Genomic DNA, 23,989 nt, shown 5'->3' on the forward strand with positions numbered 1-23,989 from the left:
TCCTCAGGCTTCGGCGTTGGCTTTGATCAGACGGTCGTAGGCGTCTTGATCGAGCAGTTGGCCGACAGCGCTGGCGTCTGCGGGGATGAAACGGAAGAACCAGCCTTCGCCCAGAGGGTCTTCGTTGACCAGTTCAGGGCTGCTATCGAGCGCTGGATTGGTCTCTACCACTTCACCGTCCAACGGCATATACACGCCGCTGGCAGCTTTTACTGATTCAACGGTCGCGGCTTCGGCACCTTTGTCGTAGGTCTGCAGTTCTGGCAGTTGCACGAAAACCACATCTCCCAGCGCATTCTGCGCGAAAGCCGTGATGCCAACGGTGACGCTGCCATCGGCTTCGGTGCGCAGCCATTCGTGATCTTCAGTAAAACGCAACTCGCTCATGGAAACTCCTCGGGGCCAGATTCGTCTGGTGGACGCGATTGAAATGCTCGTGCAGGGCCGAGCTGAATGGGCATTACCAAGCAATATCGCGGCCAATGTTTTTTATTTGTTATAAATCAATGGCTTAGGTGTTTTGTCCGGCTGAATTAATCCGATGGCTGTAGCGAAATCGCTACAGCTTGAGGCGAAGAAAAAAGCCTATCAGGATCAAAGCCTTGCATAGCGGCTCTTACCGAGGTGTGTAGCGATATCATTCCGCTGTAGCGCTTTCGGTACAGGTGGAGGTCGCTTTCAGAAAACAAGTTCGATGTTCTCGAACTGAAAACCCGGCCCGTAGGAGCTGCCGCAGGCTGCGATCTTTTCGGGGGCGCCGCAAAGGCAAGATCAAAAGATCGCAGCCTGCGGCAGCTCCTACGGGGGGGTGTGTGATGCATAGCGGGTGTACCCGGTCGGCGCGTAGGAGCTGCCGCCAGGCTGCGATCTTTTCGGGGGCGCCGCAAAGGCAAGATCAAAAGATCGCAGCCTGCGGCAGCTCCTACGGGGGGGGGTGTGACGCATAGCGGGTGTACCCGGTCGGCGCGTAGGAGCTGCCGCCAGGCTGCGATCTTTTCGGGGGGGCGCTGCAAAGGCAAGATCAAAAGATCGCAGCCTGCGGCAGCTCCTACGGGGGTGAGCGTACGGCGGGGATTGTGAGTTCCCGGAGCACCGCAATAGCCGAGTCAAAAATTGCAGGTGGGTGATCAGGTCTTCCCCGGAATCCCGTACTTGCGCAATCGATGGGCGATGGCGGTGTGGGAGGTTTGCAGGCGGCTGGCCAGTTGTCGGGTCGAGGGGTAGTTGACGTAGAGTTTTTCCAGCAGGGTTTTCTCGAACTCTTCCACGGCCTGTTCCAGGCTGTCGACTTCGCTGTCGCTCTGACGCGCCACCGAGGTGCCGGCAATGTCGAGGTCGCCAATGTCCACCAGGCTGCTTTCGCAAATCGCCGCGGCGCGGAAGATCACGTTCTGCAATTGCCTCACGTTGCCCGGCCAACGGTTGCCCAACAACGCCGGATAGGTTCCCGGGGCCAGGCGACAGACCGGGCGCTGGATCTGTGCGCAGGCCTGCTGCATGAAGTACCGCGCCAGCAGCAGGATGTCCTGGCCGCGTTCGCGCAGCGGCGGGACTTCGACGTTGAGCACGTTCAAGCGGTAGAACAGGTCTTCACGGAAGCTGCCTTCGCTGACCATTTTTTCCAGGTCGCGATGGGTCGCGCTGAGGATCCGCACGTTGACCTTGATCTCGCGGTCACCGCCCACGCGCCTGAAGCTGCCGTCGTTGAGAAAGCGCAGGAGCTTGGCTTGCAGGTACGGCGACATCTCGCCGATTTCATCGAGGAATACCGTGCCCTGGTTGGCCAGCTCCATCAATCCCGGCTTGCCGCCACGCTGGGCACCGGTGAAGGCGCCGGGGGCGTAGCCGAACAGCTCACTTTCGGCGAGATTTTCCGGCAGCGCCGCGCAGTTCAGTGCGAGAAACGGTGAGCTGTGGCGAGCACTGGCGGCGTGACAGGCGCGGGCCACCAACTCCTTGCCGGTGCCGGTCTCACCCTGGATCAACAGCGGCGCGTCGAGGGTTGCAACCCGTTGCGCGCGAGCCTTGAGGGTGCGAATTGCCGGGGACTCGCCGAGCAGCGCATCGAAGCCTTCGGCGTGGTCATGGTGCAGCGCCGACAGGCGTTCACCAATGCGGTTGGGCTGGTACAGCGTCAGCAAGGCGCCGGCGTCGGTGATTGGCGTGGCATCGAGCAGCAGGGTCTGACCGTTGACGGTGATTTCGCGCAATGGCAAGCGGAATCCGTACTCGAGCAAGGTATCCAGCAGCGCCGGATCGGCAAACAGTTCGGCGACGCTCTCGCCAGCCGGCTCACGGCCATACAAGGCAATCAGCGCCGGATTGGCCAGCAGGACTTTACCGGCGCTGTCCAGGGCCAGCACCGGGTCGGTCATCGCCGCGAGCAATGCATCGAGTTGCAGATGACGGCGCTGACCGGGAAGGATGTCGACTACCCTGACTGCCTGTACACCGTGCACGCTGAACAGTGCATCGCGCAATTCGTCCAGCACCTGCGGGCTCAAGGTCGGGGCATCGATATAGACATTGGGCGGAGCCATCTCCACCGCATCCAGATTGAGATTACGTCCACCCAGCAGCGCCAGGACTTCCTGGGTAATGCCGACGCGGTCGATGAAACTGACGTGGATACGCATGGGGCGGTTTTTGATTCTGGAGTGCGGAGGGTGGCAAGTATGCCTTGGAGGAGGGGGTGAGGTGAAATCGGTAAACGGAGATAGCCCCAAAAGATCGTCCGAACGCGGCCCCTTTGCCAGCTCCTACGCCGAGCGCGTTCCCCTGTAGGCGCTGCCGAAGGCTGCGATCTTTTCAAGTTTCGAGGGTAAAACGCTATTCCAAATGCTCCGGCTTCACCGGATCCCCGGATTTGACATCGAGTTGCTTGCGCACGTCCTCGAACATCTCGTCGTAGTATTTGTGCATCGAGACGATGCTGGCGCTCTTGGGCATGCCGTATTTTTGTGCGATGCGGGTGGCATGGCGAGCAAAGTCGAACGCCTGATCCTTGGGCAGGAAGAACTCTTCCTTCATGTCCTTGCCCTCGATGCTGCCGTGCAACGTAAAGAGCATGCCTTTGCCTTCCTTCGGATCCTGAGTGACTTCATAGTCAATGCGCAGGTTGTAGCTGTAGTCATCCTTGTTGAGCGCGTGGCGCTCGAAATGCAGGTGACCGGGTTCGAACGTGGCCATAGGCGTCTCTCCTTCAAAGGGCATTGAAGTGGGGCAGGCGAGGATCCTGCCCCGAGGGTTTTATTGGTAAGTAGTGCCAGGTTTCGCCGTGCTGATACGGGTGCCGGCCTTGCCCTGGACGATCACTTCGATGTCCGAGAGTGAACCGATCACCACGAATTTTCCAGTGTTGCGGGCGAACTCGCAGGCGGGCTGGACCTTGGGTCCCATGGAGCCAAGACTGTCACCACCAGCGCAAAAGCTTCCACTCGGCGCGCTGATCGCTTTGGCCGTGGGTCCAATAATCGGGGGGGTATATGGTTTTTTCGTCGGTCCGCGGTTTGTCCAGTGGCAGGCTGTCGCTGTGAGGCTGCTGCTGGAATATCGACCACCCTATGACTGGCCGGCGATGCTGGGTTTCTTGTCGGCGCGGGCGATTGCCGGGCTGGAGACGGTGGTCGATGGCGTGTATTGGCGCAGTATCAGCTTCAAGGGTATGCACGGAGTGCTTGGCGTTGGCCCGGGAACCGCAGATGCGCTGGCGGTGACGGTGCGTTTTGCCGATCCGGCCTCATTACCGCAGATTCTGGCGCGCTTGCAGCGGATGTTCGATCTGGCGGCGGATCCGCATACGATCAATCAGCAACTGGCGGTGGACCCGTTGATGGCCCGGTTGACGGCTGCGCGTCCAGGACTGCGGGTGCCGGGTACCTGGGATGGTTTCGAGTTGGCGATCCGCGCGGTGTTGGGGCAGCAGATCACCGTGGGCGCGGCCATCGGACTGGCGGGCAAGTTAGTGGCGCAGTATGGAGAGCCGTTGCGCGCAGCGGATCCGCAACTGCCGGGATTGACCCATGTCTTTCCTGAGCCGGCGGTATTGGCCGGGGCCGGTCTGGCGACCCTGGGCATGCCCAAAAGCCGTGGCAGGACCTTGTCCGGGGTAGCGCAGGCGTTGCTGGATGACCCCTTGTTGTTCGAACCGAAAGCGAATCTGAAGGAAGGCATGACGCGGTTGCTGGAACTGCACGGCGTCGGTGACTGGACGGCGCAGTACATTGCCATCCGCCAGATGCGTGAGGTGGATGCGTTTCCTTCAGGGGATGTGGGATTGATCAATGCCCTGGCGGCGCTTGAGGGTGGGCCGGTTACCGCCCGCCAGTTGTTGCAGAGAGCGGAGGCCTGGCGACCGTGGCGGGCGTATGCGGCGCAGCAGCTTTGGACTTCGTTGAGCCGTTCGGACTGAGACAGTTCCGGGGGTGGTGCTGGCTGTCAGGCCGTCATCGCGAGCTTGCTCGCGATAGCTCTCTGCAGGTCACCACCACTGCGGCCGATGGGAACCCAATTCCCCGGCCGCAATTGTCCATTGCAATGGAGTGCCGGCAATCTTCAATGGCACTTGCAAGCGATGCGCCGGCCCCCATGAAGTCTGCTCGACCAACAACCCCTGATCCTCTGCATCCTCTGCCCGCAAAGGCTCCTGCATACCAACCTGAGCATGCTCGACCAACAACTTCGCGGTCCGTGCCAGTGACAGGCGTGCCGAACTCCCTTGGCCGCTTTTCAAGCGCTCTGTCAGCGCCCGAATCGCACTCGCGGCCATCAGGTAGCCCGTGCCATGGTCCAGCGCCTGGACCGGTAGCGGCGTGGGTTTGTCGGTTTTTTTCCAGTGCCTGCCTGCGTCGGCAATCCCGCTGCTCATCTGCACCAGGCTGTCAAACCCGCGGCGGTTCTGCCATGGGCCGCTCCAGCCATAGGCGTTGAGGCAGACATCGATCAATCCGGGAGCGATGCTCTGCCGTTCAATCTGTCCGTAACCGAGACGTTCCAGCGCGTCGGCCCGGTAGCCGTGAAGCAGGATATCGGCGTCTTTGAGCAGCGCTTCAAACACCCCGCGATCAGCAGGGTCATGCAGGTTCAGCCGGGTGCAACGTTTGCCCAGCGTGACTTCGGGGACCACGCCCGGCTCGTTCCAGTCTGGCGGATCGACGCGCAGCACATCGGCGCCGAGCCCGGCGAGGAAGCGGCTGGCAATCGGGCCGGCGAGGACCCGGGTCAAATCCAGTACCTTGATTCCAGCCAGCGGTTGCGCCACCGAGCCCTGCCATGGCTTCGCGTTCTGGCTGGCGTTGGCGGCGAAATGTATCAGCGGTTCGGCGTTGACCGCCATCCCCTGGGGATGGGCCTGCCACTGTTCCCACGAACGCATTTGGGCCGCGCAACCGCCAGCGTCGATGACCGCCTGTTCCAGATCACTCTTGGCCCATTGCCCCACCTTGGTCGCCATCGCTGCGCGGTCGGCACACTGGCCGAGTACGGCTTCGGCAGCGGCGCGGTGATGAGGGGCGTTGGTGTGCAGGCGGATCCAGCCGTCTTTCGTTGCGTAGTCGCCGGCAACCGGATCCCACAACGGCGGCACGCACCAGCCTTGGGGGCGGATCGAGGTGGCGAACCAGAAGGATGCCAGCCGCCGGTCGACTTCAAGGCCGGGCAAGCGGCCGGTTTGCTGATGCAAGAGCTCGCTGATGGCCTGGCCGGCGACGGCGATGCTGGCGCTGGCCAGATCGGTGACGGCAAAGGCCGAGGGCAGGTCGCCACTGGAGGCGAATTGAATGGGGGTGTGGGGCAAGCCGAGTGCGGTTTGAATGGACGTCAGGAAATCGGTCATCGAAGGCCCTCCGGGAAGAGAGGGCAGCATAGATCAGAAGATCAAAAGATCAGAAGATCAAAAGATCAGAAGATCAAAAGATCGCAGCCTTCGGCAGCTCCTACGAAGGCGGTGATCTTTTTGGGTCAAACCCGAAACTGATCCATCAATTTCATTTGCTGAGTTGCCAGGGCATTCAACTGGTTGCTGATTTGCGCCGATTCTGTGGCTTGTTCGGTCAGGGTTTCGGTTACGGTGCGGATCGCCGAAACGTTGCGGTTGACCTCTTCGGCCACGGCGCTTTGCTGTTCGGCGGCGCTGGCGATGTGCAGATTCATGTCGCTGATCACCGTCACCGCATCGCTGATCTTGCCCAGCGCCTGCACCGCTTGCTGGATTTGTCCGGCATTGCTGTGGGCCTGGATCTGGCTCGAATGCATGCTCGCGACCACGCCGCGGGTGCCGGTTTGAATGCGTTCGATCACCCGGCGGATTTCTTCCACCGAGTCCTGGGTACGTTTGGCCAGGTTGCGCACTTCGTCGGCGACCACGGCAAAACCGCGACCGCTTTCCCCGGCGCGCGCCGCTTCGATCGCTGCGTTCAGCGCCAGCAGGTTGGTTTGCTCGGCGATGCTGCGGATCACTTCCAGCACCGAACCGATCTGCTCACTATTGACGGCCAGGGCTTCGACTTCGGTCACCGCTTTACTGACTTCTTCGGCCAGTCGATTGATGTCGCGGGTACTGCGCTCGATGATCGACATCCCGTCCCTGACCGATTGATCGGCATCTTTGGCCGCGTTGGCGGCATTCGAGGCACTATTGGCGACGTCCTGGGCGGTGGTGCTCATTTCGTTGGAGGCGGTGGCGACCTGATCGATTTCGCGAAACTGCAACTGCATGCCATCGCTGGTCTGGCGAGCTATTTCCGAGGACTGATCGGCGGTGCCGCGGGCTTCGGTGATGCTTTGCTTGATGTGCGCGATGGTCGGTTGCAGCTTGTCGAGGAAGCGATTGAACCAGTTGACCAGTTCGCCCAGCTCATCTTGCTTGCTGTAGTGCAGGCGCTGGGTCAGGTCACCGTCGCCGCTGGCAATCGCCTTGAACATTTGCGCCACGCTGTTGATCGGCCGGGTGACACCCGATGCGGTAAGCCAGATCAGCAGCAGCCCGAGCAGGCCGGCACCGACGGTGACCAGCAAGGTATTGACCGTACCGCTCGCTCGCGCGTCGTCGAGCACTGCTTGCAGCTTCAGCGAATCGGCGAGCAACACCTGCTGCGGCAAGTCGATCACCACGCCCCAGGCTTTGGCGTCGGCAATCGGCCTGACCGGGTAAACGGCGCGAATCAAGTCGCCCTGTTTGAGGATTTTCGGGGTGTTGCTGCTCAGCAGTTGCAGGACGTCCTTGCCATCCGCGCCAAGGGTTTCGCCGATGCTTTTACCGACGTTGCCGGCGTCGGCGCTGTAACCGGCGAGTACGCCGCTACCGGAGACGATCAGCATATGTCCGGCGCCATCGAACAACTCGCGCCGGGAATCCTTGGCGGCGGCTTGCAGCGAGTCGAGGGCGATATCCACGCCGACTGCGCCGATGGCCTTGCCATTGACCAGCAAGGGCACGGAAATGGTGGTCATCAGCATTTCTTTGTTACCGACAGTGTCGGCGTAGGGATCCAGCAGACAAGTGCGCTTGCTGTCCCGTGGGCAGGTGTACCAGCTGTTGTACGGGGTGCCGCTGAGGCTGAGGGTGGTTTTGGTCATGTCGTCTTCGACCATGATCGTGTTCATCCCGGTGCCGCCGGCGCGACTCCAGTAACTGGCGAAACGCCCGACCTCGTTGGAGGCGCGAGCCGCATCGTTGGCGAATTCACTGTCCTTGCCGTCGAGGCCATTGGGTTCGAAGGCGAGCCAGATCCCCAGCAGTTTGCTGTTGCGCTCGAAGGCAGTTTTCAGGCTCTGGTTGAGTTCTTCGCGCAGCGCCGAGGATTCCAGCGAACGCTTGCCGGCCATGATCCGCAGGTCGTTGATCTGATCGGCGAGGGCAGTCACCACCAGCAGGCTTTCACCAAACGTCTTCTCCACCCGTACCGCTTGCTCGGCGGCCTTGGCCTGGAGCAAAGTTTCGACGCTTCCAGTGAGCATTTTGGTGCTGGAGGCGCTGATCAGCCAATCGTTCTGGTGGGTCTGGTAGAGGTTCATGCCGACAATCAGGCCCACCACGCCGAACAGGCACAGTCCGGACAACAGTACGATTTTCAGGCGAATGGACAGAGCGTCGAACATGGGGCGATCTCGCTAATGGACAAGGAATGAGCAATGAGTCGGATGACTCGAGTGGCCAAATCCATTTAGCGCCATCTCCGGAGCACCGGCTCGCAGGGTGCATGTATGAGAGCAGGCCGACGAGCGGCAGGCAGTCTGTCATAAATAATTGACGAAAATCGAGAGGGAGATGTCGCGTTTTTCTGGTTTTTACGCGGTTTCGTTCTGCGTTAAGGTCTTGCTAGGCTCTGGGACGGGCGTTTGTCTGAAAGGGTTTGTATATTATTTTTAACGATTGGGCTGCGATCTGGAATGCAGACGCCTGGGGGGCAGTAGCGCTGGCCTGGGGCTGTCAGGAAGTGTGCTGCAACGGTTCCGGCCGCGACCAGATCCACAGATTGCCCAGGCTCATGCCGGTAATGGCCAGGTAGACCGGCCAGCCATGGTCGAGCATGAACAGCATCAGGCCGGCGCATAGCAGCATGCTGACGGTGGCGCTGAGCTTGGCTCGACGAGCGATGATTTTTCCGTTGCGCCAGTTGCAGAGGATCGGTCCGAACAGCCGATGGTTTTCCAGCCAGGCACTCAGGCGTGGCGAACTCTTGGTTGCGGCCCAGGCGGCCAACAGGATGAATTCGGTGGTCGGCAGGCCCGGCACGACAATGGCAATCAGACCAATACCCAGGCTGGCGTAGGCCAGCAGGCCGAAGAGAAAGCGGGCGAGTCTGGAGGAGGGGAGGTGAGGCATGGGGCTCATGATGGGTCGTAAGGCTTGCGGTTATACACGTACCCTGTGGGAGCGGGCTTGATATTCAACAACGATGCCAAATGTCAGACCGCATCACGAGCAAGCTCGCCCCCACAGATCGGTATTTTCAGGCGAGTTCCGGAGTTATGGCATACGCCTGTTCCAGTAACACGGTGAAGCGGTTGAACGCGTCGATGGCAGCTTTTTCCACTTCGGCTTCTTCTTGTGCGCTGAATTCCAGCCCGTCGAGGGTTTTGACGAAGCTTTTCCAGCCTTCAGCGCGACCACCAGCCGGTTCGCCGAGGTGGCGAGCGCCGAAGGTTTCGCTCAGCCCCAGGCCGACAGCACGCTTGATCAGGAACGCAGCACCGAGTTTCGAACCTTCGGACACGAACAGCCAACCCAGGGCTTCGGCTTTGGTTGGAGACTTCACGGCGCCTAGCTGCGCGTCGAGCACCCACTGCCGTTCTTCATAGAGCGTGTCGCGCGAGCGCATCACATTGCGGATGACTGGGAAATAGTTTTCCAGGGTGCTCTGGTCGGTCTTGGCGATCTGGTAGTTCAGGCTCCATTTGAGGTGATCGGCCACCGCAGTATCCAGGGCGAAGCTGTTTTCCAGGCCGAAACGCTCACGGGTAATGGTGTCGTTGCCGGTCCGCGAACGGTACATGCCCAGTGGCTGGCCAGCATCGAACGGACCACCCACGGCACTTTTCTGGTTGGTATCGCGGTCATCCTTGTACTTCTCGTAGGTCAGGCCCAAGCGTGCGTCGTCGCCGTAGTTCCAGCCCAGTTTGGCCAGCACGTTGGTGGTGCGCACGTCTTCCGGGTTGGCGGCGGTGCGGTCCAGGCCGGTGCCGTTGTTGTTGCCGAAGGAGTCGGTTTCGTGACCGTCGCGCTGGCTGAAATGCAGCAGGCCGTCGAACTGCTCGACGCGGCCGGCGACGGTGCCGGACTTCAGCCAGCTTTCGTCGGCAGAGCTGTAGCCGGTCTTCAGGCGCGCGCCGACATCCTCACCGGGCTTGATGATGTCGTCCGGGTCGAGGGTGAAATAACTCACCGCGCCGCCGATGGCGTTGCTGCCGTAGAGCACCGAGGCCGGGCCACGGAGAATTTCCACGCGCTTGATGATTTCCGGGTCGACGTAGTTACGCTGGGTCTTGGCATACGGGCCGTTGAAAAAATCGTTGGGAATCTCGACGCCGTCGACCTGGGTTAGAATCCGGTTGCCATCGATGCCGCGAATGTTGTAGCCGCTGATGCCTCCCCGGGTGCCGGCCCCACCGACCGAGACACCCGGTTCGTAGCGCACCAGTTCCTTGATGCTGTTGACGTTCTGCCGGTCCAACTCCTGGCGGTCGTGAACGGTGACGGTGCTCGGCACGCTGGTCACGTCCTGCGCCTGACGAGTGGCGCTGATGGTCACCTGTTGCAGAGCCAGCGCGCCGCCGCTGCGCCGTTCCAGCACAATGTTGTTATCACCCAGTTTGCGATAGCTCAGGTGGGTCCCCAGCAACAGGCGCTCCAAGGCTTTTTCCGGCGACAGCGAACCGCGTACGCCTGGCGACTCGACGCCTTCGGCGAGTTCTGCCGGCAGCCCGACTTGCCAACCAGTGACCGTGGTAAAGGCATTCAATGCCGATACCAGTGGCTGTTGAACAATGGTGAAGTTGTAGTCGCTCATGTTGCGGGTCGGTTGGCCGGTGGCGGTGGCGGCCAGGACCGGTGTGGCTTGCGCGCCAGCCAGCAGGATGGCGGCGGTCAGCAACGACAGCGCACAGTTTTGCAGGCGCGCAGAAGGTGAGGGGGATCGGCTGTTGAGGCGAGAGGACATCGATAGCGCTCCGTGTCGCACGAATCTTATAGGTGCAGACTCGCATTAAAAATGCGAATCAATTGCATTGGCTATAACGAGACGTTCTACCGATGGCTATCGAGTAAAAATAATGTCGATTAGTTGAGAATCACCAGCGCCGGGAATTCCTGCAGCCTGGCGGAAGTGATATGGGCCAGGGAGCGAACCACATCCAGTGGCTGATCGAGGCGGTAGTTGCCGGTCACCGCGACATCGGCCAGCTGTTCGTTGGTGTTGACGATCCAGCCCGGGTAATAGCGGCGCAGTTCGGCCAGCACTTGGCTCAGCGGGCAATTTTCGAATACCAATCGGCCCTCGACCCAGGCCAGATCCTTGACGGGATCGAGCCTGGCCGGTCGATCAAAGCCGTTCGGGCCGATACGAATGCTTTCCCCTGCGGAGAGGCGGACTCGCGCATCGTCATGGGTTGTCTGTAGATCGACGTCACCGCGCTGGACCCTGACTTGAGCCACGCCATCCAGATAACGCACGGCGAATGCGGTGTCGCGCACGCTGGCCCGGACCGGGCCGGCAGCGATTTCCAGCGGCCGGTCACGATTGGCCGGCACTTCGAAAAACGCCTCGCCCTGATACAGCCGGGCGACGCGCTGCTGGTCGTTGATGGTGCTGGAGAACGCCGAGTTGGTGTTGAGCAACACCTGGGAACCATCCTCCAACTGCAGGCGCTGGCGCTCACCGACCACGGTCAGGTGGTCGGCTTGCAAACGCATGGGCAGGTTGCTGAAACTGAACAGCCCGAGCAGCAATGCCGCCGCGGTGGCCAGCGGTTTCCAGTGTGGGCGCAGGCGTGAAATCAGCGATATTTTTTGCTTCGCGCTCAGAGTTTGCGCGCACTGCGCCACTTGCGGACCGTCCCAGATAGCCTGGGCCCTGGTAAAGGCCTCGGCGTTCAGCGGCGAGGCCGCGAGCCAGTCGCGGAACTGCCGGGTCTGTGCCTCGTTCGGACTTTCCAGCACCACCAGCCAATCCAGCGCCTGGTCCATGGCGTTGTCGCTGGAGGTGTCCTGCGCCATGACTGGCGGGCGGTATTGGTTGGTGTCCGTCACGGGTGTTCCTCGGCAGTGTCTGTGCACCGCTGCTTTTTAGAGAGATAGCTGAAAAGAGGACTAAGGGTAACAAACTGTACTGTCTGACAGAGAGGTGGAAGCTGTATCAAGGAATAGTCCTACAGGTTGATCAGTGATTTAAGCGTTCGGCGACGCCGACGCAGATCGCCATGATCAGTTTCAGTTCTTTCTGCACGGTACTCAGGGACACGCCGAGCTGCTCGGCGATTTCCAGGTAGCTGTGTCCGTGCAGGCGGCTGAGGATGAAAATCTGCTGCTGACGGGGACTGAGTTGGCCGAGGCTGATGTTCAAGCGTTCGAGCAACTGTTCGGCGTGGGCGGCATCCTCGGCGCTGCTCAGGGGCGCGGCGACGCTCTGCAACACGTCCAGCGGAACGTCTTCGAGCAGGGTCCGGGCCTGGATCCGCCGCGAGCGCAGATGATCCAGGGCCAGGTTGCGGGCGGTTTGAAAAACGAAGGGCTCCAGATGATCGATGGCTCGCTCGCTGAGGGCTCGGGTCACGCGCAAATAGGTTTCCTGCAGGAGGTCCTCGGCGGTGCTGTGGTTGTTGACCATCCGCTCCAGCGTGCGCAGTAGAGAGACTCGTTGAGCGAGGAAGACATGGTTGAAGCGCGATTGACTCACAGTAGGACCTGATCCATTTTTCAGCGAATGATAATGCTTATCATCTGCGCAAGTGGTCAAGTACTACTTTGTGAAGGAATTATTTGCGACTCATCAGATAAGCCTCGTAATCGGGAATCCGGTACGCGTGCGCCTGGTCCATCAGCGGACTGCTGAGCAGGTAATCGGCGCTGCATTCATTGCAGGCCACCGGGATGTTCCAGACCGCCGCGACCCGCAGCAATGCCTTGATGTCCGGGTCGTGTGGCTGTGGCTCGAAGGGGTCCCAGAAAAACACCAGCATATCGACCCGCTGCTCGGCGATCCGTGCGCCGAGTTGCTGATCGCCACCCAACGGGCCGCTGATCATGCTCTCGACGGGCAGCCCCAGACGTTTGCTCAGCAGCAGGCCGGTGGTGCCGGTGGCAACCAGCTCGTGCTGGGCGAGTTTGTCCTTTTGCCGTTCGGCCCAGTCCAGTAGAAACACCTTGCAGTGGTCATGGGCGACCAGGGCGATGCGCTTGCGCGCCGCCATGGTTTTCCGGGTGAAGCTGATACCGATCATCGGTTGTTGTTCCACAGGGGATCCGCCTTATTCGGTGTTGCAGAGAAGCTCAAAAGATCGCAGCCTGCGGCAGCTCCTACGCGTTGCAGAGTGCCAGGCAATTGTCGAGCATGCGGTTGGAGAAGCCCCATTCGTTGTCGTACCAGGCCAGCACCTTGAGCAGCTTGCCGCTGGACTTGGTGTGGTTGGCATCGAAAATCGACGACAGCGGGTTGTGGTTGAAGTCACTGGAGACCAGCGGCAGGGTGTTGTAGCCGAGGATCTTCGAGTGCTGGCTGGCTTCCTTGAGCAGCGCGTTGACTTCATCGGCGCTCGCTTCTCTTTTGAGCTGCACGGTCAGGTCCACCAGCGACACGTTGATCACCGGTACGCGCACCGACATACCGGTCAGTTTGCCCGCCAGTTCCGGCAGTACCAGGCCCACCGCTTCGGCGGCGCCGGTCTTGCTCGGGATCATGTTCTGGGTGGCCGAACGCGCACGATACGGGTCGACATGATAAACGTCAGTCAGGTGCTGATCGTTGGTGTAGGCGTGGATAGTGGTCATCAAGCCGCTTTCGATGCCCAGCTCGCGGTGCAGCACCTGGGCGATGGGGGCCAGGCAGTTGGTGGTGCATGACGCGTTGGAGATGATCTGGTGCGACGGGCGCAGAATGTCGTGGTTGACCCCGTAAACCACGGTGGCGTCGGCACCTTTGGCCGGTGCCGAGATAATCACTTTGCGGGCCCCGGCAGTAATATGCGCGGCGGCTTTGTCACGGTCAGTGAACAGACCGGTGCATTCGAAGACAACGTCGATCTTCTCGGCAGCCCACGGCAACTCGGCCGGGTTGCGGATGGCGCTGACGGCAATCCGGTCACCGTTGACGGTCAGGCTTTCCCGATCGTGCTGCACATCGGCATCGAAGGTGCCGTGCACGGTGTCGTACTTGAGCAAGTGGGCATTCATCGCGCTGTCCCCCAGATCGTTGATGGCGACGATCTGCAGATCCTGGCGGTAACCTTGGGTATAGAGTGCTCGAAGGACGTTGCGGCCAATACGGCCAAAACCATTGATGGCAATTCGTAGAGTCATTTGAAAGGTGCCTGTCGTCGTTTTGTTGTTGGAATAACAAGATTATTCGTAAAAAAATAGAAAACAAGCCTTTTTAGTGGCAATATTTTGTCTTATCTACAACGAGTGACCTGAATCAACTGGTCCGAATGATTGAAACCACGTCTGCAATGCCAAGCGCAGACCTCTTCAGTCAGCATAGACAATCAGGTCGCCACATCCGTTAGCCTGGAGTTCTACACATGCATCCCCGCGTCCTTGAGGTCACCGAACGGCTTATTTCCCGCAGTCGCGCTACTCGTGAGGCTTACCTGGCCTTGATTCGCGGTGCCGCCAGCGATGGCCCGCAACGCGCCAGACTGCAATGTGCCAACTTCGCCCACGGCGTAGCCGCGTGTGGCACTGAAGACAAAAACAACCTGCGAATGATGAACGCCGCCAACGTGGCAATAGTTTCGTCATATAACGACATGCTCTCGGCGCATCAGCCGTACGAGCACTACCCGGAACAACTCAAACACGCACTGCGCGAGATCGGCTCGGTCGGTCAGTTCGCCGGTGGTGTGCCGGCCATGTGTGATGGCGTGACCCAGGGCGAGCCAGGAATGGAGCTGGGTATCGCCAGCCGCGAAGTGATCGCGATGTCGACCGCCGTGGCGCTGTCCCACAACATGTTCGACGCGGCGATCATGCTCGGTATCTGCGACAAGATCGTTCCCGGTCTGATGATGGGCGCATTGCGCTTCGGTCACCTGCCGACGATCTTTGTCCCCGGCGGGCCGATGGTCTCAGGGATTTCCAACAAGGAAAAAGCCGACGTCCGCCAGCGTTATGCCGAAGGCAAGGCGACCCGTGAGGAGCTGCTGGAAACGGAGATGAAGTCCTACCACAGCCCCGGCACTTGCACCTTCTACGGCACCGCCAACACCAACCAGTTGCTGATGGAAGTCATGGGCCTGCACTTGCCAGGCGCTTCTTTCGTCAACCCGAACACACCCTTGCGCGACGCCCTGAACCGCGAAGCCGCGCATCAGATCACCCGTCTGACCAAGCAAAGCGGCAACTTCATGCCGTTGGGCGAAATCGTCGACGAGCGTTCGCTGGTCAACTCGATCGTTGCCCTGCACGCCACCGGCGGCTCGACCAACCACACCCTGCACATGCCGGCGATCGCCATGGCCGCGGGTATCCAGCTGACCTGGCAGGACATGGCCGACCTTTCCGAAGTGGTGCCGACCCTGTCCCACGTCTATCCGAACGGCAAGGCCGACATCAACCACTTCCAGGCCGCAGGCGGTATGTCGTTCCTGATCCGTGAATTGCTGGCTGCGGGATTGCTCCACGAAAACGTCAACACCGTGGCCGGCCACGGCCTGAGCCGCTACACCAAGGAGCCGTTCCTCGATAACGGTGAGCTGGTCTGGCGTGAAGGCCCGAGCGATAGCCTCGACGAAAATATCCTGCGCCCGGTGGCCCGGGCGTTCTCGCCGGAAGGCGGTCTGCGGGTGATGGAAGGCAACCTCGGGCGTGGCGTGATGAAGGTCTCGGCGGTTGCGCCTGAGCATCAGATCGTCGAAGCGCCGGCAATGGTGTTCCAGGATCAGCAGGACCTGGCCGATGCCTTCAAGGCCGGTCTTCTGGAGAAGGACTTTGTCGCGGTGATGCGCTTCCAGGGGCCGCGTTCCAACGGCATGCCGGAGCTGCACAAGATGACGCCATTCCTCGGCGTGCTGCAGGATCGCGGCTTCAAGGTCGCACTGGTCACCGACGGGCGCATGTCCGGCGCTTCCGGGAAGATCCCGGCAGCGATCCATGTCTGTCCCGAGGCCTTTGTCGGTGGCGCGCTGGCGCGGGTGCGCGATGGCGATATCATCCGGGTCGATGGCGTCAAAGGCACCTTGCAGCTTATGGTGGACGCCGATGAATTCGCCGCGCGTGAACCGGCCAAGGGCTTGCTGGATAACGGTATTGGCTGCGGTCGTGAATTGTTCGGTTTCATGCGCATGGCCTTCAGCTCGGCAGAGCAGGGCGCCAGCGCCTTTACCTCTGCCCTGGAGACGCTTAAGTGAAGTTAGCGCTGGTCGGTGACATTGGTGGAACCAATGCACGTTTTGCGTTGTGGAAAGACCAGCGACTGGAGTCGATCCAGGTGCTGGCGACGGCCGATTACGCCAACCCGGAAGCGGCCATTGGCGTCTATCTGAACGGACTGGGCCTGGCGCCCGGTTCGATCGGCGCGGTGTGCCTGTCGGTGGCAGGTCCCGTGGGTGGCGATGAATTTCGCTTCACCAACAATCACTGGAGGCTGAGTCGCCAGGCCTTCTGCCAGACCCTGGCGGTCGATCAGCTGTTGCTGGTCAACGACTTCTCGGCCATGGCCCTGGGCATGACCCGATTGCAGCCGGGCGAATTCCGGGTGGTCTGCGAAGGGACTCCCGAGCCGTTGCGCCCGGCGGTGGTGATCGGCCCTGGTACCGGTCTGGGTGTGGGTACATTGCTCGATCTCGGCGAAGGTCGCTGGATGGCCTTGGCGGGTGAAGGCGGGCACGTCGATTTGCCACTGAGCAGTCCGCGGGAAACCCGGTTGTGGCAGCACATCTTCAACGAGATCGGGCATGTCAGCGCTGAAACGGCGTTGAGCGGCAGTGGTTTGCCGCGAGTCTATCGGGCGATTTGCGCGGTGGACGGGCATGAGCCAGTCCTCGATACCCCGGAAGCGATCACCGCTGCCGGGCTGGCGGGTGACCCGATTGCCCTGGAAGTGCTGGAGCAGTTCTGCTGCTGGCTCGGCCGCGTTGCCGGCAACAATGTGCTGACCAGTGGCGGGCGGGGCGGGGTGTATATCGTCGGAGGGGTCGTCCCGCGGTTTGCCGACTTCTTCCTGGCGAGTGGTTTTGCCCGATGCTTCGCCGACAAGGGCTGCATGAGCGATTACTTCAAGGGCATTCCGGTGTGGCTGGTGACGGCGCCGTACTCCGGATTGACCGGCGCGGGTGTGGCCCTGGAACAGGCGGTTGCCTGATTGAAATGAGCCCCTGTGGCGAGGGAGCTTGCTCCCTCGCCACAAGATGTTGTTAAGGCATAATCCGCTCTATCCATAACAATAAGGACGACCCTCGTGAGCTCAGTCAACAAGTCGATTTTGTTGGTCGATGACGATCAAGAGATACGCGAGTTGCTGGACACCTATCTCAGTCGCGCCGGTTTTCAGGTGCGGACCACGCCCGACGGTGCCGGGTTTCGCCAGGCCTTGAACGAGGCGCCGAGCGACCTGGTGATCCTCGACGTGATGCTGCCGGACGAAGACGGCTTCAGCCTGTGCCGGTGGATTCGCCAGCACCCGCGCCAGGCCCAGGTGCCGATCATCATGCTCACCGCCAGTTCCGACGAAGCCGACCGGGTCATCGGTCTGGAGCTGGGGGCCGACGACTACCTCGGCAAACCCTTCAGCCCCCGTGAACTGCAGGCGCGGATCAAAGCATTGCTGCGTCGGGCCCAGTTCGGCCAGGAGCGCTCCGGCGGCGAGGTGTTGTGCTTCGATGAGTGGCGCCTGGATATGGTCAGCCATCGGCTGTTTCATAATGATGGCGAAGAAGTGATTTTGTCCGGCGCCGATTTCGCCTTGCTGAAACTGTTCCTCGATCACCCCCAGGAAATTCTCGACCGCGACACCATCGGCAACGCTACTCGCGGCCGCGATCTGATGCCCCTGGACCGGATCGTCGACATGGCGGTCAGTCGCTTGCGCCAGCGTTTGCGCGACACCGACAAACCACCCCGCTTGATCCGCACGGTACGCGGCAGCGGATATCAATTGGCCGCCAATGTGGTTGCCAGCAATGGTCACTGAGTTCTTCGGCCGGATCGCCCGGCGCGTGCCGGTACCGCGCTCGTTGCTGGGGCGGATGTTGCTGCTGACCTTGCTCGCGGTGCTGGTCGCGCAGGCCCTGTCGAGTGTGATCTGGGTGTCGCAACTGCGCGCCACTCAGCTCGAAGGCCTGGTTACCAGCGCCCGCAGCCTGGCGCATTCGATGACCGCCAGCGTCAGTTATTTCCGCTCCTTGCCGGTGGCTTACCGGCCGTTGGTGCTCGACCAACTGCGCAGCATGGGCGGGACGCGTTTCGTCGTGACTCTCAACGACAAGCCACTGGGCATGGAAGTGCTGGCGCCGACGCCGCGCAAGCAAGCGGTGCTCAAGGCGGTGGAAGAGGTGCTGCGCCAGTCCCTGGGCAATGATGCCGTTATCTCGGTGCAATTCGTCAGTGCCGATGACTTGCGAATCTTCAACGGTGGTTTGAAACTCGATGAACTGCCGCGCTCCTGGGCTCATTACGCGTTGACCCTGGAACCGGTGAACCCGCCGGTGCTGGTGACGCAAATCCAGTTGGCCCCGGGCGAATGGCTGTACATCGCCTCACTGTTGCCCGAGCCCTACACCAGCCTCGAAGCGCAAGGGCTGCCGTCGCAGCAGGTGTGGTTCATTGTGCTGACCAGCAGTTTTCTGCTGCTGTTCATCGGCCTGCTGGTGCACTGGCAGAGCCGACCGCTCAAGCGCCTGGCGCGGGCTGCAAGGGATATGTCACTGGGCGCGGAAGTCGAACCGGTGGCGCAGGGCGGGGGCAGCGAAGTGGTCGAGGTCGGCCGCGCTTTCAATGCCATGCGCGAGCGCATCAGCCGCTACCTGACCGAGCGCAGCCAGTTGTTCAGCGCCATTTCCCATGACTTGCGCACGCCGATTACCCGCCTGCGGCTGCGGGTCGAGCTGCTGGAGGATGAGCCGTTGCAAGCCAAGTTCGGCCGCGACCTCGATGAACTGGAGTTGCTGGTCAAGGGCGCGCTGCAATGCGTCAAGGACACCGATATTCATGAAAACATCGAGCCGGTAGATCTCAACCATGTGCTCGATTGTCTGGTCGAACCCTATCTGGCGCCCAACGGCAATGGTCGCGTGACTCTGCAGGGGCGGGCGCTGGCCACCTATCCTGGCAAGCCACTGGCGCTCAAGCGCTGCATCGGCAACCTGATCGACAACGCACTGAAGTACGGGCAGAGGGCTCATCTGCACATCGACGACGATGACAGCGCGTTTATCCTGCATGTCGATGATGAAGGCCCCGGCGTCCCCGAGCAGCGTCTGGAACAGTGCTTTGAACCGCACTTCCGGCTGGCCGGTCAGCAGCAGGGTTATGGCCTGGGACTGGGCATCGCCCGCAACATTGCCCACAGCCATGGTGGGGAAGTGAGTTTGCAAAATATGCGCGAAGGCGGGTTGCGAGTGACATTGCATTTGCCGCGGTCAGTGGATTGAGTTGATATCGCGGCTCGCCGCCCGTAGGAGCTGCCGCAGGCTGCGATCTTTTGATCTTATGTCACCGATCGGTGACATTTCTCCGGTCCTTCGTGACCTGCATTTTCACAGGCCTTGTTTAGACTCCAGTCAGTCATAACAACAAAAAAGGCACCCGCAATGGACACTACTGCTCCTGCGTTCGGCAGTTGGCTGAACGCACCTGCCCACCACGCCTGGCTCGCCGCCGAAGGCCAGCGTCTGCTGGCATTTGCCAAGGCTTCGAAGGTCGCCGAAGGCTTCGGCAATCTCGACTATCTGGGCTGCCTGCCGATCAATGCCCAAGCCGACACCATAAACACCGCGCGTATGACTCACAGCTTTGCCATGGCGCACATCCAGGGCATTCCCGGCTTTGCCGGGTTGATTGACCATGGCATCACCGCCCTGAGCGGACCGCTGCGTGACACCGAACACGGTGGCTGGTTTGCTGCGCCGTTCCACCGCGATGGCAACACGGACAAAGCCGCCTACCTGCATGCCTTTATTGCACTGGCTGCCAGCTCTGCGGTAGTCGCCGGGCGCCCGGGTGCACAGGCCTTGCTGGCGGAGGCAATCAAGGTGATCGACGAGCATTTCTGGAGCGAGAAGGAGGGCGCCATGGGCGAATCCTTCAATCGCGACTGGCACTTTGAGGAGGCTTATCGCGGCGCCAACAGCAATATGCACGCAACCGAGGCCTTTCTGGCCCTGGCGGATGTCACTCGGGACAACCGCTGGCTGGACCGCGCCTTGCGCGTCGTCGAGCGAGTGATTCATACCCATGCTGCGGCCAATGAGTTCATGGTCATCGAGCATTTCGATCGTCACTGGCAGCCGCTACGCGAATACAACCAGGACAATCCTGCCGACGGCTTTCGCCCCTACGGCACCACTCCCGGTCACGGTTTCGAATGGGCGCGACTGGTGCTGCACCTTGAAGCGGCGCGCCATGGGTTGGGGCTGGCGACCCCTGAGTGGTTGTTGATCGACGCGCAAAAACTGTTCGAGAACAATTGTCTTCACGGCTGGGAGGTCGATGGCGCACCGGGCATCGTCTACACCCTGGGCTGGGACAAACGCCCGGTGGTTCGCCAGCGCTTGCACTGGACCCATGCCGAAGCCAGCGCCGCCGCCAGTGCCTTGCTCAAACGCACCGGGGAGCAGCGTTACGAAACCTGGTATCGGCGCTTCTGGGAATTCAACGAAAGCCGGTTGATCGACCGGGTCAACGGCAGCTGGCATCACGAACTGGACCCGCAGAACCGGCCGAGTGCCGATATCTGGGCTGGCAAACCCGATCTCTATCACGCCTGGCAAGCCGTCCTGCTGCCCCGCTTGCCGTTGGCGCCGAGCATGGCCACCGCGTTGGCGCGGTTATCCGGGAGCGCGGCTGTGTAACCATGTGGTGACATTTACGCATCCCTTCGTTACCTGCGAAGGCCAAGACCCTGGTTAAAATCCTATGCAGCGCAAGCACCAGACTTGCATGCATAACAACAAGAAAGGTACTTCAGATGAATGCGATCACTCGCCTCGCCACAGTCATTTCTCTCGCCTCGTTATTTCCTCTCAGCGCCCTTGCTGCCGATGCCAAAGGCACGGTGGAAGTTGTGCATTGGTGGACCTCGGGTGGTGAAGCCAAAGCTGTCAAAGTCCTGAAAGATCTCGTTGAAAAAGACGGCTATGAATGGAAGGACAGCGCTGTCGCCGGTGGTGGCGGTGCCGCGGCCATGACGGTGCTGAAAACCCGCGCTGTCTCTGGCAACCCGCCTTCTGCGGCGCAGATCAAAGGTCCGGACCTGCAAGAGTGGGGCGCACTGGGTCTGCTGACCAACCTCGATGAAGTCTCCAGCCAGAACAACTGGGACAAGCTGCTCTCCAAGACCGTTTCCGACACCATGAAATACGACGGGCATTACGTCGCCGTGCCGGTGAACATTCACCGGGTCAACTGGCTGTGGATCAACCCGGAAGTCTTCAAGAAAGCCGGCATCGACAAAGCCCCGACCACCCTCGAAGAATTCTATGTCGCTGGCGACAAGCTCAGGGCCGCCGGTTTCATCCCGCTGGCCCATGGCGGTCAGCCTTGGCAGGACAGCACGGTGTTCGAGGGCCTGGTGCTGAGCATCATGGGCGCCGATGGCTACAAGAAAGCCTTCATCGACCTCGACGAAAAAACCCTGACCGGCGAGAAGATGGTTGAAGTCTTCACCGCCCTGAAAAGAGTCGGCGGTTACATGGACGAAAACCGCGCCGGGCGTGACTGGAACATCGCTGCTGCCGAAGTCATCAACGGCAAGGCCGGCATGCAGATCATGGGCGACTGGGCCAAGAGTGAATGGACCGCGGCCGACAAGGTCGCCGGCAAGGATTATCAATGCGTGCCGTTCCCCGGCACCCAAGGCAGCTACACCTACAACATCGACTCCCTGGCGATGTTCAAGCTGTCGGCGAAGAACAACACCCCGGGCAATATCGCGGCGCAAAACGACGTGGCGAAGATCGCTCTGGAGCCTGAGTTCCAGTACGTGTTCAACCAGAACAAAGGCTCGATCCCGGTTCGCAATGACTTGGACATGAGCAAGTTCGACGCCTGTGGCCAGGCTTCGGCGAAGGACTTCGCCGAAGCGGACAAGAACGGCAAGCTGGAGCCGAGCATGGCTCACAACATGGCCACGAGTCTGGCGGTACAGGGCGCGATCTTCGACGTAGTGACCAACTTCATGAGCGACAAGAATGCCGACCCGGCCAAGGCCGGCAAGCAGATATCTTCGGCGATCAAGGCCGCGATGTAACAGCTGCACCCGCCGCAGGCATACCTGCGGCCAACCCCTCACCGTTGCCTGTACGGCATGAGCCCCGGCCCATGCTGCTGGAGGCGCTCGGTCTGGATTTCACTTCTACAACAGGAGTTTTCCGATGAGCTCTGTGGCGGTATTGCGCAAAACCTCACCGTTCGATGCGCTGCAGCGCTGGCTACCGAAGTTGGTGCTGGCGCCAAGCATGCTGATCGTGCTGGTCGGTTTCTACGGTTACATAATCTGGACGTTCGTTCTGTCCTTCACCAACTCCAGCTTCATGCCGAGCTACAAGTGGGTCGGCCTGCAGCAATACATGCGCTTGATGGACAACGACCGCTGGTGGGTCGCGAGCAAGAACCTCGCGGTCTTCGGTGGCATGTTCATCGGAATCAGCCTGGTGCTCGGGGTGTTTCTCGCGGTGCTGCTGGACCAGCGAATTCGCAAGGAAGGCTTCATCCGCACCATCTACCTGTACCCGATGGCGCTGTCGATGATCGTTACCGGCACCGCCTGGAAGTGGCTGCTCAACCCGGGCCTGGGTCTGGACAAAATGATGCGTGACTGGGGCTGGGAAGGCTTCCGCCTGGATTGGCTGGTGGATCAGGACCGGGTGGTCTATTGCCTGGTGATCGCCGCGGTCTGGCAGGCCTCGGGTTTTGTCATGGCGATGTTCCTGGCCGGTTTGCGCGGGGTCGATCAGTCGATCATCCGCGCCGCCCAGGTCGATGGTGCGAGCCTGCCGACCATCTATCTGCGCATCGTCCTGCCGAGCCTGCGTCCGGTGTTTTTCAGCGCCTTCATGATCCTCGCGCACATCGCGATCAAGAGCTTCGACCTGGTGGCGGCAATGACCGCGGGCGGCCCGGGTTACTCCTCCGATTTGCCGGCGATGTTCATGTATTCCTTCACCTTCAGCCGTGGCCAGATGGGTATCGGTTCAGCCAGCGCGATGATGATGCTTGGCGCGATCCTGGCGATTCTGGTGCCGTACCTGTACTCCGAATTGCGAGGTAAGCGCCATGAGTAATCAGCTTGGCAAACCGGCCCTGAGCCTGAGCCGCGTGGCCATCTACGCGACCTTGTTGCTGGCTGCCGCGGTGTACCTGATCCCGCTGGTGGTGATGCTGCTGACCAGCTTCAAGAGCCCCGATGACATCCGCACCGGCAATCTCCTGAGCTGGCCGCAAGTGATCGACGGCATTGGCTGGATCAAGGCCTGGGACACGGTCGGCGGTTACTTCTGGAACTCGGTGAAAATCACCGTTCCAGCGGTGTTGATCTCGACCTTTGTTGGCGCGATGAACGGCTACGTGCTGTCGATGTGGCGCTTCCGTGGCTCGCAACTGTTCTTCGGACTGTTGCTGTTCGGTTGCTTCCTGCCGTTCCAGACCGTGCTGCTGCCGGCCTCGTTCACCGTCGGCAAGCTCGGCCTGGCGAACACCACCACGGGCCTTGTGCTGGTGCACGTGGTCTACGGCCTGGCGTTCACCACGCTGTTCTTCCGCAACTACTACGTAAGCATCCCCGATGCGCTGGTCAAGGCCGCGCGGCTGGACGGTGCGGGGTTCTTCACCATCTTCGGGCGGATCCTGCTGCCGATGTCGGTGCCGATCATCATGGTCTGCCTGATCTGGCAGTTCACCCAGATCTGGAACGACTTTCTGTTCGGGGTGGTGTTCGCCAGCGGCGATGCGCAACCGATCACCGTGGCCCTGAACAACCTGGTCAACACCAGCACCGGGGCCAAGGAATACAACGTTGATATGGCAGCGGCGATGATCGCCGGGCTGCCGACACTGCTGGTCTACATATTCGCTGGCAAGTATTTCCTGCGTGGGCTGACGTCCGGCGCGGTCAAGGGGTAAACC

20 protein-coding genes and 2 pseudogenes are annotated in these 23,989 nt (G+C 60.8%); 9 read left to right on the forward strand and 13 right to left on the reverse strand.

The annotated features are described in order from the left end of the window. Window positions 1-3: 3 nt before the first annotated feature. The 4 genes and pseudogenes from gcvH to AC3IUA_RS06965 form a co-directional block, all read right to left on the reverse strand. Complete coding sequence (gcvH, locus tag AC3IUA_RS06950) at window positions 4-387, reverse strand: glycine cleavage system protein GcvH (RefSeq protein WP_150645416.1); 384 nt, start codon at window positions 385-387, stop codon at window positions 4-6. A 740-nt stretch (window positions 388-1,127) separates the two neighbouring features. Continuing rightward, window positions 1,128-2,636: a sigma-54-dependent transcriptional regulator gene (locus AC3IUA_RS06955; RefSeq protein WP_489359728.1), complete on the reverse strand. Its 1,509-nt coding sequence runs from the start codon at window positions 2,634-2,636 to the stop codon at window positions 1,128-1,130. Window positions 2,637-2,829: 193 nt separating this feature from the next. Next, window positions 2,830-3,189, reverse strand: coding sequence for a DUF5064 family protein (locus tag AC3IUA_RS06960; RefSeq protein WP_489359729.1), 360 nt, complete (start codon window positions 3,187-3,189; stop codon window positions 2,830-2,832). A gap of 60 nt (window positions 3,190-3,249) precedes the next feature. After that, window positions 3,250-3,465, reverse strand: a pseudogene (locus AC3IUA_RS06965) (carbamate kinase); the annotation flags it as partial. Window positions 3,466-3,532: 67 nt separating this feature from the next. Between AC3IUA_RS06965 and AC3IUA_RS06970 the strand changes: the two are divergent. Further along, window positions 3,533-4,411, forward strand: a complete 879-nt coding sequence (locus AC3IUA_RS06970; RefSeq protein ID WP_489359730.1) for a DNA-3-methyladenine glycosylase family protein — start codon at window positions 3,533-3,535, stop codon at window positions 4,409-4,411. A gap of 69 nt (window positions 4,412-4,480) precedes the next feature. Here AC3IUA_RS06970 and AC3IUA_RS06975 read toward each other — a convergent pair whose 3' ends face one another. The 9 genes and pseudogenes from AC3IUA_RS06975 to gap form a co-directional block, all read right to left on the reverse strand. Beyond that, the gene (locus AC3IUA_RS06975; RefSeq protein WP_489359731.1) at window positions 4,481-5,833 is read right to left on the reverse strand and encodes a CoA transferase; all 1,353 of its coding nucleotides are present in this window, start codon (window positions 5,831-5,833) and stop codon (window positions 4,481-4,483) included. 125 nt (window positions 5,834-5,958) lie between these two features. After that, window positions 5,959-6,714 carry a methyl-accepting chemotaxis protein gene (locus AC3IUA_RS06980; RefSeq protein ID WP_489362257.1) on the reverse strand — a complete coding sequence of 252 codons (756 nt, stop codon included), beginning with the start codon at window positions 6,712-6,714 and terminating at the stop codon, window positions 5,959-5,961. A 102-nt stretch (window positions 6,715-6,816) separates the two neighbouring features. Beyond that, window positions 6,817-8,097: pseudogene (locus tag AC3IUA_RS06985) on the reverse strand (methyl-accepting chemotaxis protein); the annotation flags it as partial. A 331-nt stretch (window positions 8,098-8,428) separates the two neighbouring features. After that, a complete protein-coding gene (locus AC3IUA_RS06990) occupies window positions 8,429-8,824 on the reverse strand; it encodes a YbaN family protein (protein ID WP_489359732.1) in 396 nt (131 codons plus the stop codon). Between the two features lie 127 nt (window positions 8,825-8,951). Then, complete coding sequence (locus tag AC3IUA_RS06995) at window positions 8,952-10,658, reverse strand: TonB-dependent receptor plug domain-containing protein (protein ID WP_489359733.1); 1,707 nt, start codon at window positions 10,656-10,658, stop codon at window positions 8,952-8,954. A 119-nt stretch (window positions 10,659-10,777) separates the two neighbouring features. Then, window positions 10,778-11,746: a FecR family protein gene (locus tag AC3IUA_RS07000; RefSeq protein ID WP_489359734.1), complete on the reverse strand. Its 969-nt coding sequence runs from the start codon at window positions 11,744-11,746 to the stop codon at window positions 10,778-10,780. Between the two features lie 130 nt (window positions 11,747-11,876). Beyond that, a complete protein-coding gene (locus AC3IUA_RS07005) occupies window positions 11,877-12,392 on the reverse strand; it encodes an RNA polymerase sigma factor (protein ID WP_489359735.1) in 516 nt (171 codons plus the stop codon). A 79-nt stretch (window positions 12,393-12,471) separates the two neighbouring features. Next, a complete protein-coding gene (locus AC3IUA_RS07010; RefSeq protein ID WP_489362259.1) occupies window positions 12,472-12,936 on the reverse strand; it encodes a methylglyoxal synthase in 465 nt (154 codons plus the stop codon). A gap of 76 nt (window positions 12,937-13,012) precedes the next feature. Continuing rightward, window positions 13,013-14,011: a type I glyceraldehyde-3-phosphate dehydrogenase gene (gap, locus tag AC3IUA_RS07015; RefSeq protein WP_489359736.1), complete on the reverse strand. Its 999-nt coding sequence runs from the start codon at window positions 14,009-14,011 to the stop codon at window positions 13,013-13,015. Window positions 14,012-14,232: 221 nt separating this feature from the next. On the opposite strand from gap, the gene edd reads away from it, so the two are divergent. The 8 genes from edd to AC3IUA_RS07055 all read left to right on the forward strand — a co-directional run bounded on the left by edd (window position 14,233) and on the right by AC3IUA_RS07055 (window position 23,986). Continuing rightward, on the forward strand, window positions 14,233-16,059 hold the full coding sequence (gene edd, locus AC3IUA_RS07020) for a phosphogluconate dehydratase (RefSeq protein ID WP_489359737.1): 1,827 nt from the start codon (window positions 14,233-14,235) through the stop codon (window positions 16,057-16,059). Then, a complete protein-coding gene (locus AC3IUA_RS07025; protein WP_489359738.1) occupies window positions 16,056-17,012 on the forward strand; it encodes a glucokinase in 957 nt (318 codons plus the stop codon). Before edd ends, AC3IUA_RS07025 begins: the two co-directional genes overlap by 4 nt. Before the next feature lie 96 nt (window positions 17,013-17,108). Beyond that, on the forward strand, window positions 17,109-17,840 hold the full coding sequence (locus AC3IUA_RS07030; RefSeq protein ID WP_489359739.1) for a response regulator: 732 nt from the start codon (window positions 17,109-17,111) through the stop codon (window positions 17,838-17,840). After that, on the forward strand, window positions 17,830-19,299 hold the full coding sequence (locus AC3IUA_RS07035) for an ATP-binding protein (RefSeq protein ID WP_489359740.1): 1,470 nt from the start codon (window positions 17,830-17,832) through the stop codon (window positions 19,297-19,299). Before AC3IUA_RS07030 ends, AC3IUA_RS07035 begins: the two co-directional genes overlap by 11 nt. Window positions 19,300-19,458: 159 nt before the next feature. Next, the gene (locus AC3IUA_RS07040) at window positions 19,459-20,718 is read left to right on the forward strand and encodes a D-mannose isomerase (RefSeq protein ID WP_489359741.1); all 1,260 of its coding nucleotides are present in this window, start codon (window positions 19,459-19,461) and stop codon (window positions 20,716-20,718) included. A gap of 116 nt (window positions 20,719-20,834) precedes the next feature. Continuing rightward, a complete protein-coding gene (locus AC3IUA_RS07045; protein WP_489359742.1) occupies window positions 20,835-22,115 on the forward strand; it encodes an ABC transporter substrate-binding protein in 1,281 nt (426 codons plus the stop codon). 124 nt (window positions 22,116-22,239) lie between these two features. After that, entirely contained in the window at window positions 22,240-23,148 is a 909-nt protein-coding gene (locus AC3IUA_RS07050; protein WP_489359743.1) for a carbohydrate ABC transporter permease, read from the forward strand. Then, the gene (locus AC3IUA_RS07055; RefSeq protein WP_489359744.1) at window positions 23,141-23,986 is read left to right on the forward strand and encodes a carbohydrate ABC transporter permease; all 846 of its coding nucleotides are present in this window, start codon (window positions 23,141-23,143) and stop codon (window positions 23,984-23,986) included. Before AC3IUA_RS07050 ends, AC3IUA_RS07055 begins: the two co-directional genes overlap by 8 nt. The last annotated feature ends 3 nt before the right edge of the window (window positions 23,987-23,989 follow it).

The organism is Pseudomonas sp. KH_050, assembly GCF_057838875.1.